The organism is Fusibacter paucivorans (assembly GCF_018390735.1).
GTDB lineage: Bacteria > Bacillota > Clostridia > Peptostreptococcales > Acidaminobacteraceae > Fusibacter > Fusibacter paucivorans.
This window is the reverse complement of sequence record NZ_JAHBCL010000009.1, coordinates 14,071-28,547: the sequence shown is the minus strand read 5'-3', so window position 1 is coordinate 28,547 and position 14,477 is coordinate 14,071. Positions and strand designations below refer to the sequence as shown.

At 44.1% G+C, this 14,477-nt stretch carries 12 protein-coding genes; all 12 read left to right on the top strand.

Annotated elements, in window-relative coordinates; translation table 11 throughout:
• Positions 1-11 precede the first annotated feature (11 nt).
• Complete coding sequence (locus tag KHM83_RS06345) at positions 12-1,235, top strand: MDR family MFS transporter (protein ID WP_213236095.1); 1,224 nt, start codon at positions 12-14, stop codon at positions 1,233-1,235.
• Positions 1,236-1,392: 157 nt separating this feature from the next.
• On the top strand, positions 1,393-1,884 hold the full coding sequence (locus tag KHM83_RS06340) for a hypothetical protein (RefSeq protein WP_213236094.1): 492 nt from the start codon (positions 1,393-1,395) through the stop codon (positions 1,882-1,884).
• 426 nt (positions 1,885-2,310) lie between these two features.
• On the top strand, positions 2,311-3,054 hold the full coding sequence (locus tag KHM83_RS06335) for an Ig-like domain-containing domain (RefSeq protein WP_213236093.1): 744 nt from the start codon (positions 2,311-2,313) through the stop codon (positions 3,052-3,054).
• Positions 3,038-4,081 carry a FecCD family ABC transporter permease gene (locus KHM83_RS06330; protein WP_246542912.1) on the top strand — a complete coding sequence of 348 codons (1,044 nt, stop codon included), beginning with the start codon at positions 3,038-3,040 and terminating at the stop codon, positions 4,079-4,081. Before KHM83_RS06335 ends, KHM83_RS06330 begins: the two co-directional genes overlap by 17 nt.
• A gap of 11 nt (positions 4,082-4,092) precedes the next feature.
• Positions 4,093-4,908 carry an ABC transporter ATP-binding protein gene (locus tag KHM83_RS06325; RefSeq protein ID WP_213236091.1) on the top strand — a complete coding sequence of 272 codons (816 nt, stop codon included), beginning with the start codon at positions 4,093-4,095 and terminating at the stop codon, positions 4,906-4,908.
• Positions 4,909-6,000 carry an ABC transporter substrate-binding protein gene (locus KHM83_RS06320; protein ID WP_213236090.1) on the top strand — a complete coding sequence of 364 codons (1,092 nt, stop codon included), beginning with the start codon at positions 4,909-4,911 and terminating at the stop codon, positions 5,998-6,000.
• A complete protein-coding gene (locus KHM83_RS06315; protein ID WP_213236089.1) occupies positions 5,997-6,920 on the top strand; it encodes a hypothetical protein in 924 nt (307 codons plus the stop codon). Before KHM83_RS06320 ends, KHM83_RS06315 begins: the two co-directional genes overlap by 4 nt.
• Before the next feature lie 133 nt (positions 6,921-7,053).
• The gene (locus KHM83_RS06310) at positions 7,054-7,887 is read left to right on the top strand and encodes an Mrp/NBP35 family ATP-binding protein (protein WP_213236088.1); all 834 of its coding nucleotides are present in this window, start codon (positions 7,054-7,056) and stop codon (positions 7,885-7,887) included.
• A gap of 346 nt (positions 7,888-8,233) precedes the next feature.
• Positions 8,234-9,154: a cobalamin-dependent protein gene (locus tag KHM83_RS06305; protein WP_213236087.1), complete on the top strand. Its 921-nt coding sequence runs from the start codon at positions 8,234-8,236 to the stop codon at positions 9,152-9,154.
• A complete protein-coding gene (locus tag KHM83_RS06300; RefSeq protein WP_213236085.1) occupies positions 9,147-12,440 on the top strand; it encodes an efflux RND transporter permease subunit in 3,294 nt (1,097 codons plus the stop codon). The genes KHM83_RS06305 and KHM83_RS06300 overlap by 8 nt, the downstream gene beginning before the upstream one ends.
• Complete coding sequence (locus tag KHM83_RS06295) at positions 12,430-13,512, top strand: efflux RND transporter periplasmic adaptor subunit (RefSeq protein WP_213236083.1); 1,083 nt, start codon at positions 12,430-12,432, stop codon at positions 13,510-13,512. The genes KHM83_RS06300 and KHM83_RS06295 overlap by 11 nt, the downstream gene beginning before the upstream one ends.
• A gap of 189 nt (positions 13,513-13,701) precedes the next feature.
• Positions 13,702-14,319, top strand: a complete 618-nt coding sequence (locus tag KHM83_RS06290) for a DUF1847 domain-containing protein (protein ID WP_246542910.1) — start codon at positions 13,702-13,704, stop codon at positions 14,317-14,319.
• Positions 14,320-14,477 lie beyond the last annotated feature (158 nt).

The following is a 14,477-nucleotide window of genomic DNA, read 5'->3' as shown; positions in this document are numbered from 1 at the left end:
GGGGTGATGAAATGGGGATATTGAAGCGCTTTGACACCTATAGAGGGCTCCCTCAAGCGGTTTATGTGATTTTTATCGCGCAGATTATCAATCGCTTTGGTGATTTTGTCAGACCTTTTCTGACATTTTTTCTAACGTCGCAGTTTAACTATAGTATCACCTATACCGGTACCATTGTCATGATGACAACACTTGTTGCGATTCCAGGGAGCTTCATTGGCGGAAAGGCGGCCGATCACTGGGGACGCAAGCGAACGTATTTAGTTGCACAGGCGTTGGCAGGTATTTCGCTGTTTATTTGTACATTTGTGTATGATCAACCCGTGATGATTGGTCTTATTATGGCATCCGCTTTTTTTAATGGCGCTGTTCGCCCGATTATTGGCGCCATTCTAGCGGATGTCCTGCCGCCGGAAGATCGCCAGCGCGGCTTTTCGCTTTCTTATTTGGGGATTAATATTGGCGTGGCACTTGGACCAATTGTTGCGGGGTTTCTCTTTAACCATATGTTGTTTATGATTTTTTTGGGTGATGCGATTACATCGTTTGTCGCCGTCGTTCTGGTTAGTCGACTGGTTTCTGAATCCATGCCGGATGAGAAGGAGACAATTGCCCATTCAGAAGCTGAAAAGCACGAGGAAGGCAATATTTTTACAGTCTTGATAAAACGACCACTGCTCCTGGTATTTTTGGTATTTAATATCTTTTTCAGTGCGAGTTATGTACAGACCGGTTTTTCGCTGCCGCTCATGATGGAGGCGCTCTATGGTGAAAGCGGCGCGCCTATTTTTGGATCGCTGATGAGCTTAAATGCGATTACGGTTATTCTCCTCACTATTGCGGCGACGCGTTTTTCTCAGCAATTCAGGCCGATAACCAATATGGCTTTCAGCGGTTTGACCTATGTGTTGGGATTTGGCATGATTGGCTTGATTCGATATTTGCCGCTTTTTTATCTTTCAACAGTCATTTGGACGCTTGGTGAGATTATTAATGCCGTCAATTTTGGCGTTTATATTACCAATCATACACCACAAAATTTTAGAGCACGCTTTAATGCCGTGACGAATTTAAGTTTTTCCATTGGTGCGATCTTGGGAACGGCAGTCATTGGCCGATACATCGATTACACGGATATTTATAGTGTTTGGTGGCTGGTTGGTGCCTTTGCCGTCGTGGGTACGCTGGGCATGGCTGGGATCAGTTATGTGGAAGGGCGACAAAATACACGCTAATGAGGCAATATAGAGGCTCAATGGTTTGGCGGTGAAAATTTTGTGTATAATGAAGGTGAACGCAAGAGAGAAAGAATGTGCTCACCTTTTTTTAATTGAAACGTGATAGCGTGCGGGGTCGTGAACAGAACTTGATGATGAGTAGGAGGTGCTGATAATGACAGCATTATCGGGGATTAATCAATTCAATTCGGCGACAGCTGCAAATCAAATGAATGCAGAACTTGAAAGAAACACAGAAGCGGGGCAAAATAGTGATGACAAAACGGCAGTTGATAAAGAATCACTATCAACAGCAATATCAGAAGAAAACGCAGCGATTGCAAGCACAGCGGTGGATGGGACGTCAACTGTGACGGTGCTGTCAGACGGTGACTTGCTTGAACTGAGTGCAAAAGGCGTCTCGATGGCTATGGCGATGGACACGTCTGCGGTGACGGGAACAACATCTGCGGTGACGGGAACAACATCTGAAGATGATACATCCGATTTGTCGAATTACTCTGAATACGAATTGAGCAAAATGCTTTCTGAAGGAACCATTTCTGCTGGCGCGTACAATGCTGAGATTAGGAAAAGACAGCAGGCCGAAGCGCAGCAGCAATTCATGGGAAATGGTTTGCAGCGAAACATTGCAGATGATCTGTAATCATATGGGTTTCGCTTTAAAAAAGCATTCTATGATGTGATAGGCTCTGAAATGTGGGCCTATTTGCTTTTTGTCAATGATAACCGGTGAAAGCAATAACGTTTGAAACGAAGCAGATGGCGCAGGTTACTGTTTGACAGTTAGTGGACAAAGGCCTATAATCTTATTGTGATGAATGCGCATCCAGCGCTGCATAAAAACTCGAGGATAGGCGAAATCAATACGGGACAAAACGGAACGTGTGATCAATACTTAGCCGCTTTGCCCGAATCACAAGCTCCGCCTGACGGTGCTTTTTTTATGCTCAGTTAAGGGGTATACTATCTTGATTTTTCTGTAGTATCATATGTGATACTTACCTCGATGTGTTTCTGTTTTGGGTTGTAGCGTCAATCACAATGTTAAATAAAGAGTGGAGGCATTCGTATGAAACAGTTTAGATCACTAAAAAGCATCAGCCTTATTTTAGTGTGTTTATTGATGCTTGGAATCGCATCTTTTGCTGAAGGCGGCAATGGCAGTGGCGGAGGCGGCGGGGACAATCCGCTGACACTGGAATCCGTCGATGTGGCAGACGGACTTGATGCCGTTGGGGTAGACGAAATTATTTACCTGAATTTTTCAAATAATGTCGTTAACCTAAGTGTGAAAGATGCAAATGCCGCTTGTTTTTCAATGGTTGATTCGGCGGGTGAACCGGCTAATTTCCTCACATTTTTTGGGGATGATCAAGTCAATCGCGATATTCGAAATACCATTGAAATCAGACCGTTCGGCGGATGGACGCCAGGCGAAACGTATACGCTTAATATTTCAAAAGATTTGACGGCTAAAAACGGCAGTGCATTAGGTGAAGATGCACAAGTAACCTTTACAATTGTCGCCGATGAAGCGGCGGCAGAAACAGCACCTGAAGCGACAGCACCTGAAGCGTCAGCTGAGAGCGGCGAGAGTAGCCCTGAGACCACTGAGGTTTCTGCATCGGATTCCAATGATACTGCCGCCAGTGAAGCAACAGATGCTGATGCACCTGACGAAAGTGAGGCAGCTGAACCGTCGAATGATACCGTGGAAGATCAAAGCGGTGGTATTTCAAGAAATACGATTCTCGTTGTCGTCGTTGGCTTAATCGTAGTCGTGGGGGTTGTTTGGGTTGTCAAATCAAAATAACTTGACAAATCATCATAAAAAACGTTTGCGAATTGTAAGTGTCTGCATTGCATTGCTGCCTTTTGCAGCAATGCTCGCAGCACTATTTCTAGGACGTTATCCCATCACATTTCAAGAAGCGATTCAGCGAATATGGCAGGTATTAACGACCGGACACTATGATGTTCAGGATGTCGTGGCCGGCATTATCTTTCAGATTCGTTTGCCGCGTGCGATTTTAGGCTTTTTCGTTGGTGGTGCACTGGCTGTCAGCGGCGCTGTGTTGCAGGGAATCTTCAGAAATCCATTAGTTGATGCGGGGATGTTGGGCGTGAGCAATGGTGCTAGTTTTGGTGCAGTGCTAGGCTTTATCTTTTTTAATGGCCGTTATGAAGTCGTTATTCTATTGGCATTTTCATTTGGGTTACTCGCTGTATGGATGAGTTATCACATTGCGTCTGCTTATCGGTCGACGCCCACCATTATGCTTGTATTGGGTGGTGTCATTGTATCATCGGTATTTTCAGCGCTTGTTTCTTTCGGTAAATACATAGCCGATCCTTATGATGAATTGCCTGGGATTGTTTTTTGGTTGATGGGAAGTTTGGCGAATACAGGTTATCGAGAGCTGATGATTGCACTTTTGCCGATTGTCGTCAGCTTTCTGGTTATCTATTTGATGCGCTGGCGCATGAATGTTTTATCACTAGGTGATTTGGAAGCTTTTTCACTGGGGGTTAATATTCGTCAAACGAAGGGGATTCTCATTGCGTGCAGTGCCCTTATGACAGCGGCTGCGGTAGCTGTTTCAGGTACGATTGGATGGATTGGACTTGTAATGCCGCATATGATTCGAATGCTTATCGGATCGGATTATCGTTCACTGCTGCCGCTTTCATTTGCGCTTGGCGGCGGCTTTCTGGTTATTGTAGATATATTTGCCAGGAGTATTTCATCTGCTGAGATGCCCATTGGTATTATCACAGCGCTTGTAGGTGCACCGTTTTACGTATTCCTCTTAAGGAAGACAAAGGGGAAAAACTGGTAGGGGGAAAGCGTATGACGCTGAGTATCAAAAATTTATGCTTTCAGTATGGGAAGCAAACCATATTGAATGATGTTTCGACTACGTTGAAACAGGGAGAGCTCGTGTGTCTATTAGGGCCGAACGGCAGCGGCAAGACAACAATGCTTAACTGTATCAGCGGGTTTGAAGACGATTTTGATGGATACATTGAAATTGAAGGCATTCCCGTTAGTAAAATGCGCGATACTGAACGCGCGCGGCGTATTGCTTACATGCCGCAAAAAGATGAGGTCAATTTTCCTTTTGCCGCAAGAGAAGTCGTGTTGATGGGGCGAACGCCTTATCTAGGGCGTTTTGATGTGCCTGGCGATAAAGACCATGCACTGGTATTGGCGGTTCTGGAGGCACTGGATATTCAGCATCTTGCCGATCAGATGTATCATACGCTCAGCGGAGGTGAAAAGCAATTGGTACGCATTGCCCGCGGACTTGTTCAAGGTGCCGTTTTTCAGCTGCTTGATGAACCAACGGCATCACTTGATTTAAAAAATGAAATGATGGTGCTTGAACATATCAGCGACATGATGCTGTCATCTTCACATGGCATCGTCATGTCGACGCATGATCCCAATCATGCTTTTTACTTTGCACAAAGGGGCGTGAAAACGCGGGCGGTTCTGCTCGAAGCAGGAGCTGTCGTTTCAGAAGGGGCGCCAGAAGCCGTTCTGACTGTTGATAACATCAGACGTGTTTATCGATTGGGAACACAGATTCTGAGTTTTACAGCGGATGGGGCTGTAAAGCCGCAATCTCATATTGTGCCCATTCGTACGGAAAGGGGCATCTAAATGAAAACAAAAATTACAATACTGGGACTAATCGTCCTATTGGCAGTATCAGGATGTGCGACTGCACCCAAAACACAAACTGCTGATGATCCTGCAATGGTAACTGTTACAGATAGTGCCGGCAGAACACTGTCTCTGCCAAAGAATCCAGATCATATTGCAGCACTGTATGCTGTGTCCGGTCATATGGTAAGCATGCTTGATCGCGGCGATCATATTGTGGCGGTTAATAATGGTCTAAAGCGAGATGTTTTGTTAAATGAATTAGTGCCGACGATTGGCGATGCTGTAATGGCGGTGTCCAGCGGTCAAATCAACATGGAAACGTTGCTGGATCAATCCATTGATGTCGCACTAATATCCATGAGTATTTATCATGACGATAAACAGACAGAACAACTGGATAAATTCGGCATTCCGTATTTCGTCGTTGACTTTCAAAATATGACAGAGGAAAAAGAGATTGTGACGATGCTGGGGAAACTGTTGGATGCCGAAGCGGAGGCAGAGGCGTATACGACTTTTTACGATCGCATCATCGCATTGGTTGAAACACAGTTAGAAACACTTTCTGAGGAAGAAAAAGTACGTGTTTATCATTCGATCAATGAGGCGAACTGTACTGTCGCCAGTGATACGCTGCCGGCAGATTGGATGAAAGTTGCAGGCGGCATCAATGTTTCACTAGGTGCTGATCTTGAAAAAGACGGTGATAAATATTATACAAATTTAGAGGAGATTATTCTTTGGAATCCCGCGGTTATTTATTGTAATGAAAGCGGTGTTCCCAATTATATACTGACGAATCCACAGTGGCAGTTTATTGATGCTGTGAAAAATCAGGACGTGAAACAAATGCCTATTGGCATAAGCCGCTGGGGTCATAAAACATCTATAGAAACCCCGCTGGCGATTTTATGGGTGGCAAATGATTTATATCCGGATCGTTTTGTCGACGTTGATCTGCAAGGAGAGGTTCATCAATTTTATGATACACTGTTTGAATTCAATTTGACAGAGGACATGTATCAAGCCATCATGCGTGGTGAAACGATGCGGTTGCCTAAGAATTACGAGGAGGGACAGCTATGAAGTTCTTTCTGTGCTTAGACGATACGGACAATGTTGATTCTATTGGAACGGGTGAGCTGGTTGAAAGGATTAAACGTGAAATTGCGGCGCAGGGCATTGGAAAATGTCATCATATCACTAGGCACCAATTGCTGATTCATGAAGCGATTCCGTATACTTCGCACAATAGCTCCATGTGTCTTGAAGGAGAAGCGCCAAGATGTTCGATGCGTTTAATACAGGATATTGGTATCGACATCATTCGAAAATTCAGGGCCGCAGGTTCAGATCCTGGATTTTGTATGATTGGCAATCCTACGATTAATGAAAAAAACATGCTGATTCATTATGGACAGCGTGCGACGACAGAAGTGCTTACGAAACAGGAAGCATATGATCTCGCATACTATTTGGGAATACATCTTTCCGAACACGGCGGCACTGGTGATGGAATCATTGGTGCTATGGCCGGCATTGGATTGAGACTTTCCGGCAATCACGGTGAGGCGAAAGGACTGTTGAAGCGCGTCGAAAATCAACGATTTACAGTTAAAGCGCTTCAAGCTGATTATGATATTGAAGTGACTGAGACGACAATGGGTAAAGTCGTGCCTGAAAATGCAGAAATTCTCATTTATCAGCCTACCAAGGTGATTTTAAAAGATCATCGTTTTACCTTGCTCGTTGATGAAACACCTCAAGGTTATGTTGCACTGGACAAGCGCGTGATTAGGCAGACACAGATGGGCGCGGGCTTTGTTGAGCGTTTTGATTACCAAGTACTAAAAACGTATCAGCTGCAAGCGCCGAAAAAGGCTTGCCGAGCATTTGTAAAAGATATGGAAGAAGAATGTATTGATGCCGTTGTGGGTGTCTGCTGGAATTGTAAATACAGGCGATGGTCTCAAGAGGGAATGACATGCTTAAAAGGGATTGTCTGATCGAATGAGACGGCCTTTGTTTCGACATTGCCGCAAGATTGAACGAAAGCGATTTATGGGTTGACTTTGCTTGGCAGTGGCGTATAATGTTTTTATGGGGCATATGCCCAATATTTTAAAGTGGGTGATATTAATGAGTGAAAATTGTTCACATCAATGTGATTCGTGTACAGAGAATTGCGATTCAAGAGAAAGCAAGCCGCATGATTTTTCGGCGCCGCTGCATCAGGCGAGTCGTGTCAAAAAGGTGATCGGTGTCGTCAGCGGTAAGGGGGGCGTCGGTAAAAGCTTGGTAACGTCAATGCTTGCTGTAACCATGCAGCGCCGGGGTCACAAAGCCGCTATTTTAGATGCGGATATTACAGGACCCTCTATTCCAAAAGCTTTTGGCATTAAAGAGAAAGCGCTCGGAACACCAGAAGGCATTTATCCGCTTTCGACCAAAACGGGCATTGACATTATGAGTATTAATTTGCTGCTTGAAAATGAGAATGATCCGGTTGTATGGCGCGGCCCGATTATTGCAAATATGGTAAAACAGTTCTGGTCAGAAGTTATTTGGGAAGATGTTGACTACATGTTTATCGATATGCCGCCGGGAACGGGTGATGTACCGCTGACGGTTTTCCAATCAATTAAAGTAGATGGTATTATTGTCGTCACTTCACCGCAGGCATTGGTCGGAATGATTGTGGAAAAGGCTGTCAACATGGCCAATCATATGTCGATTCCTATCTTAGGTGTCGTCGAAAACATGTCGTATTTTGAATGCGGCAACTGCGGCGAAAAACATCAAATATTCGGCGAATCGAATTTAGAACAAATGGCAAGCCAGTATGCACTGCCGATTTTAGAAAAGCTGCCAATTGATCCGGCTTTTGCAAAAATCTGTGATAAAGGTATGATTGAACTCTTTAAAGGCAGCTGGTTTGAGAATACGGCTGAAAAATTGGAAGCGCTTTCATAAACGGAATAATGCATGTTTGTTCATGATATCGTATCGAACATGATGCTATACTGAAAAAATAATGCGGCAATTTACAAAAGCATTGCTGCGATGATGAAAGACCTTGTCAAAAATGACAAGGTCTTTTCTAATACAACAAAATTTCAGCAAATGTCGTCAAGAGTTGATTAAATATCACAAAGTGTGATATTTTTTTAAATCCGTGATAGGCTGTGATGAAAATGGGTATCCATTAGATTAAATAATCAGTCGCTAAATGAATACGCATTAAAATAACGTCATCTATAAGCGTTGCATATGATTTTGTATAAAATTGCGATGAAAGCATATAGGATGGGAGAGCAGTATGACATTTTCAGAACAGCTGAAATACTTGCGAAAACAAAAAGGATTAAGTCAGGTTCAATTGGCGCATGCTTTGTCGATTACACAGCCGGCGGTTGCGAATTATGAAAGCGGTGCACGCATGCCTTCTATAAAATTACTCCAAAAAATGGCGCTTATCTTTGATATAGCGATGCATGAATTGGTGACGGAAGATGAGATTGCAGCAGATATGCAAATGCTCCATCGCGAACAATCTAAAATATTAAAAACTAATCCCGACGTATTCTATAGCGTTCAAGTGGAAAAACTCATGATTTATCTTTTGAATGGCCACCTTGCGGATATTGTTCATTTCATTGCCATGCTGCATTATTATGAAATCACGACTGCGATGATTTGCGAACGTATTCTCAAAGTCGTTTTATACCGTATCGGCGGATTATGGGCAAACGGTGAAATTGATGTTTTTCAAGAACATTTTATGACGGAAGCCATTCATTTAGGTATGCAGCAGCTCTATGCAAAGCGCCATCCATTTAAAAAAGCAGGATTTACGACTTTTATCGGTGTAACGGCGCCGCAGGAGATGCATGACATGGGGCTTCGGATGATGCATCATGAATTGATGCAGGCGGGGTGGACGACTTATTATCTCGGAAGTCAAACGGCAATTGCCGAAGTTGTTGCAGCTGTTACTAAATGGGAACCTCACGTACTGGGAATATCGTGCACGATGCCTCAGCATCTCAATGGCGTTCATGAGTTGATCAATGCGATTCGATTAATGCCGAATGGATTACAGCCGCTTATTCTTGTGAGCGGACAGGCACTGGAATCACTAATGGCAGATACAGTTAAAAAAGAAGCGGACTTATATGCAGAAAGCATGGAAGAAGCGATTTATAAATTGTCTACATTGAAAAGAGGTATTTATGCGTAATGTGAATAATCAAGAAAATGATCGAGATCAATCAATTGAAATCGTTGAGCAGAGAAAGTCACACTTGCTCAGTAGAATAGCTGGCTATTTTATTCATCACACACATATGACCTATTTGTTTATCATATTGCTCCTAGTACTCGGGATTAGCAGTGCCTATTTGCTGCCAAAGGAATCACTGCCGGAAATCGTCTTTCCAACACTGATGATTCAAACGCCTTATCCGGGTGCCGGCGCATTAGATGTCGAGCAGCTTGTGACTGATCCCATTGAAACGGCATTGTCGGGAATGGATGAAGTCGATGAAATGACATCGCAGTCGTCGGAAGGTCTTTCTTATGTCGTCATTACGTTTCTGGAAGGCGTGGATATTCAGAAAAAGGAGCTCGAGGCAGACAGTCTTCTGGGTGAAGTTGATTTGCCCGACGGAGCTGAGCAGCCGGATGCTGTTATTTTTAAAACGAGTGAATTGCCGTTAATGACATTCAGCGTTAGTGGCCCCTATCGCATTTCAACCCTATCGCAAATAGCATCGGATATTGCTGATGAAGTTACTGCGATGCCCGCCGTGGATGATGTAACCTTATCAGGGGATGTCACTGAGGAAATTCATGTCGTCGTGGATGAAAAGAAACTGATCAACAGCGGTTTTACATTCGATCAGGTGATGAATGCACTGGCCGGCAGCAATGTTGATTTGCCGGTGGGCACCATTGAACGCGGCGGTCAAGTGACAACCGTCAGCATTGATAACCGAATCACAGATCTGGAAGCCATGAAAAATGTCATTGTTTCGGGAAACGGCGGTCAGTCGGTCTATCTTGGCGAATTAGCAGATATTCATTATGACATCAAATCACAGCGGCTGACGAACCGTACGTATTTTAAGGCTGACAACAGTGAGACGGCCAAAGAAAGTGTATCGATGACGGTCTATCGGAAAAAGGGCGCCGATGTCATTGGAACTAGTGCAGATATCAAAGCGATGATTGAAGCGGGACGCGGTAGACTGTATCCTAAAGATGTTGCAGTGGAAATTGTCTATGACAATGCTGTAAACGTCAAACGTGATTTAAGCAACATACAATTGAGTGCCGGTTCTGGTTTGATGGTCGTCATTATGGTGCTGTTTCTGTTTATCGGCCTTAAAGAATCACTTATTGTCGCGATTACCATGCCGTTATCGCTGCTTTTGACATTGGGACTTTTAAGTTACCTTGGGATATCACTAAATACTTTTGCTATTTTGGGCCTAATCGTGGCACTGGGGCTGCTGGTGGACAATGCTATTATTGTCATGGAAAACATGGATCGACTGTACCGGATGGGCTATACACCTTATCGGGCGGCACTTGACGGTGTGACTCAGGTGGCGCTCCCCATACTCGCATCAACGCTGACAACCGTTGCGGCATTTTTCCCACTTTCAATATTGCCGGGGATTCTCGGTGCCTTTGTTAATACGATTCCAAGAACGATTATTTTAACACTGCTGTCATCACTGCTTATTTCAATTACAGTAACGCCATCCATTTACTTGGTGATGTTAAAAAGGTCAAAACGACGTCCGGCGATGATTGATGCAGGACGCATCAAAAAAATGCTGGCACTGGCTTTTATGATGCTGATGAGTTTTATAGCTTTTTATGATCCGGAGGGAGCCAAATGGCTTCCCATTGCGGCATCAGCTTTTTTTGGAAGCTTAATGGCGTTGAAGCTTTGGCATTTAGGCAGTACCTCTATGGACACATCGCGGCTTGTGAAGTGGTACGAAAAGGTGCTCTCATGGTTCATTGGTTCACCTTTGCGTCAGCTTTCACTCATTGGTGTTGGGATTATTATACTTGTTGGCACAGCCGCTTTTATACCGCTTGGCATTTTAAAAGTCAATTTCTTTCCACAGTCTGAGCCGAGTAGTCTGACTGTCACAGTTGATACCCCGGGCGGTATGACGCTTGATGAAACGGGAGTCGTGACCGCTGAAGTCGAGCGCATTTTAATTGAAGAGCCGGCAGTTGCCGTGTTTAATACGGCAATTGGCGGTGTGGCGGCAGCGGATACAGCGACGATTAATGTAACATTTTATGATAAATCGTTCATGACAGAAGACGGTTTTACGGTACTTAAACGGCTGGAGCGCGCTTTTGCAGCGATTCCAGATGCCAAAATTGAAGTAACTGTAGCTGCACAAGGCGGACCGCCATCTGGCAAACCTATTGCAATAGAACTCTTGGCAAATGATTATGAAGCCGGTAAAGGGGTTGCCGATCAATATGTATCTATTTTAAGGGAAATTGACGGCGTTTATAATGCTGCTGTTTCTGTTACGGACAGCGGGCCGCGAACGGTCATGAAGATTGATCCCATTGCGGCGAATCAATATGGTTTGTCTGTCAGTGATATTGCAAGGCAGTTGAACCGAGCATTGAACGGCGCGATTGCCACGACACTTAAAGAAGGACAGACGCTGATTGATGTGCGCGTACTTGATGAAGCAATTCATAAAACAGATGCTGTCAACCTCGACACGATGTATGTCACATTGCAAAACGGGACGAAACTGCCGCTTTCGGCGGTTGCATCCTATCATTTTGAGCAAGGCGTTTCTGCCATTGCACATCAGGACGGTGAAAGGATTATTACTGTGACAGCTGATGTCATGGAAGGTTACAATGCCTCTGAAATTACAAATGATCTAGATGTGAAAATTTCGGCGATTCAAATGCCGGATGGCGTTAAAGTCAAGCTCTCTGGAGAAGTCGCACAGATTCAGGATAGTTTTAAAGATTTGATGCGATCAATGATTCTCGCCGTTCTGCTGGTCTTTGTCATCTTAACGGTTCAATTTAAATCTGTGAAGCAGCCTTTTGCCATACTCACGACTGTGCCGATGGCCTTTATTGGGGTGTTTTCCGGACTGGTCATCACGGGCAATGAATTTGGCTTTTATGCTTTTATGGGATTGATTGCCCTTGTGGGGATTGCCGTGAACGATGCAATTGTGCTCATTGATTTTATGAATGGTTTGAGACGGGAAGGTGTGAGTCTAGATGAAGCGGTTGTGGAAGCCGGGAAGATACGGTTTAATCCGGTGCTGGCAACGACGATGACGACGATTGGCGGCGTACTGCCGTTGGCGTTCCGAGAAGTTTACTATGCACAATTTAGTTTTACACTTGTCTTTGGACTGCTTGTGACGACGGTTATGACGCTCTATTTTATTCCGGTGACTTATCACTTGATTGAGCGTCGTTCAGATAAAAAGGAGGCGCATGATGAAGTATAATTTAAAGCTTATGGGATGGCTGGTGCTGTTGACGGTTAGTCTAACAGCATGTCAAAGTGATTCGACAGATGCGAATTCAGTAGAAAATCAGATTGTCGTAACATCGACAGCAGCGGAAACAACTGTTTTTACGGATGGCTTTAAAACAATTGGTGCTGTAAGGCCCGCCAATGTACTTTCGGTGACCCCTGCACTTGGCGGTACGATTAAAGAGGTCTTTGTAAAAAATGGGGCCTATGTTGAAGCGGGTGATATACTCTATCGATTAGATGATTCCACAGCGAAAGCCAATTATGAAGCAACCGTTTCCAGTTTGAAAACGACGCGGGATAACTTATCAATACAGCTTAAAGATGCGGAAAAGCAACTGGCTGATATTGAAGCGCTTCATGCTGTCGGTGCTGCGACGGATTCAGCCAGGACGTCAGCGCAATCACAAGTTTCATCTTTATCGAAACAGTATGATAATGCGGCCACTGCTTATAGAGAACAAGTTCGAATCTTAAGTGCGGGGATTACAGATTATACGGTAAAAAGCCCTGTTGAAGGAATTGTCAATGACTTTGAATTAAATGCAGGTGAACGCGTTTCATCACAAACAGCTGTTCAGGTGATACAGACTGACGGCATGCTCATCGAAACGGCGTTGACATTTGATCAGCTCAAACGCCTTGACACAATTGAGAAAAGTGTTGTGACGATTGATGGTGATGTTTATGATGCCGATGTTGAGACGCTTAGTTTTCTTCAAAATGAAATAACGAAAATGTATGATGTGACGTTAACGCTTTTGAATGTGGACGAGATGCTCCTAGACGGCATTGCCTGCGAAATTGACTTCTTGGAAGCGCCGCGAACGGCAATGACACTGCCGCTTTCCGCAATTAAATATATTGGTGAAGATCAGTATGCTTTCTATATTGAGGATTCAACGGCAGTCAGAGTGCCGGTTGAGCTTGGCAGTATAGCGGGCGACCGTATTGAGGTTAGGGATCTGCCAACGGATAAAGTGTGGATTGCCAGAGGTGTAGACCAAATCCAAGATGGGATGCGCGTTCAGATTTTGGAATAATTATGGCGTGATTTTGGGATGGTTTTGGCACCGTTTTCATATTTGACAGTATAGGTTATTAGCGTTATAATCAGGTTGCAAAAATGATGATAACAACTGCAATAACAGCGCTTTCAGCAGTATCTAAATGAACTGCAATTGGATGCCGTGCAGTGTGACAATGGAATGTGCTTTGAAATGGAGGAAAAAATGCCGTATACTTGTGCCGTGTGTGCAAAGACCAGCTGTCTGAATGAAGATAAATCCGATATGCCGGCGAATTGTCCAATGCGTGATCAATCAACACTGTCAAAAAGTCTTGAACTCTACGAAAAAGAAGGTATGAAATCATTTTATAAAGCAAGTGCTGAAATAGAATCAGAAGGTTACTGTGAGTGGCCGCGCGTTCGTGAAACCATTAATTTTAGTAAAAAGATGGGTTATAAGCGTTTGGGAATAGCTTTTTGCCTTGGCTTGAAACAAGAAGCAAAAACGTACGAAAGCATGCTTCGCAAAGAGGGCTTTGAGGTACACAGTGTCATTTGCAAGACAGGCGGTATTCCAAAGGAACATATGGGACTTGAAGATTCTCAAAAGGTACGTCCCGGAACCTATGAAACCATGTGCAACCCCATTGCTCAAGCCCTCTATTTAAATGAAATGAAAACAGAACTCAATATTATTATCGGTTTGTGTGTCGGCCACGATTCATTGTTTTATAAGCATTCTGATGCAATGGTAACGACACTTGTAGCAAAAGACCGCGTGTTGGCGCACAATCCTGCCGGAGCGCTTTATTGTGCACACAGTTATTATCGAAATAAGTAATGTATATCGCTTTAGGATCGTGAAAGTTGAAGACAGCATCTGCAAAATTACATCATGTGCAAAAGAGGGAGACGGCGCGTGCTGTCGTGATTGTGGATACTCTGTCCTAAGTTTTGGAAAAGAATGTTTTACAAGCAGGCAGTTTCTGGTTATAATAG

What these genes read in the sequence shown, in the direction of transcription:
- KHM83_RS06290 (WP_246542910.1), top strand. Translation starts at nt 13,702, where the DNA reads ATGCCGTATACTTGTGCCGTGTGTGCAAAGACCAGCTGTCTGAATGAA.
- KHM83_RS06320 (WP_213236090.1), top strand. Translation starts at nt 4,909, where the DNA reads ATGAAAACAAAAATTACAATACTGGGACTAATCGTCCTATTGGCAGTA.
- KHM83_RS06345 (WP_213236095.1), top strand. Translation starts at nt 12, where the DNA reads ATGGGGATATTGAAGCGCTTTGACACCTATAGAGGGCTCCCTCAAGCG.
- KHM83_RS06340 (WP_213236094.1), top strand. Translation starts at nt 1,393, where the DNA reads ATGACAGCATTATCGGGGATTAATCAATTCAATTCGGCGACAGCTGCA.
- KHM83_RS06335 (WP_213236093.1), top strand. Translation starts at nt 2,311, where the DNA reads ATGAAACAGTTTAGATCACTAAAAAGCATCAGCCTTATTTTAGTGTGT.
- KHM83_RS06295 (WP_213236083.1), top strand. Translation starts at nt 12,430, where the DNA reads ATGAAGTATAATTTAAAGCTTATGGGATGGCTGGTGCTGTTGACGGTT.
- KHM83_RS06310 (WP_213236088.1), top strand. Translation starts at nt 7,054, where the DNA reads ATGAGTGAAAATTGTTCACATCAATGTGATTCGTGTACAGAGAATTGC.
- KHM83_RS06300 (WP_213236085.1), top strand. Translation starts at nt 9,147, where the DNA reads ATGCGTAATGTGAATAATCAAGAAAATGATCGAGATCAATCAATTGAA.
- KHM83_RS06325 (WP_213236091.1), top strand. Translation starts at nt 4,093, where the DNA reads ATGACGCTGAGTATCAAAAATTTATGCTTTCAGTATGGGAAGCAAACC.
- KHM83_RS06305 (WP_213236087.1), top strand. Translation starts at nt 8,234, where the DNA reads ATGACATTTTCAGAACAGCTGAAATACTTGCGAAAACAAAAAGGATTA.
- KHM83_RS06315 (WP_213236089.1), top strand. Translation starts at nt 5,997, where the DNA reads ATGAAGTTCTTTCTGTGCTTAGACGATACGGACAATGTTGATTCTATT.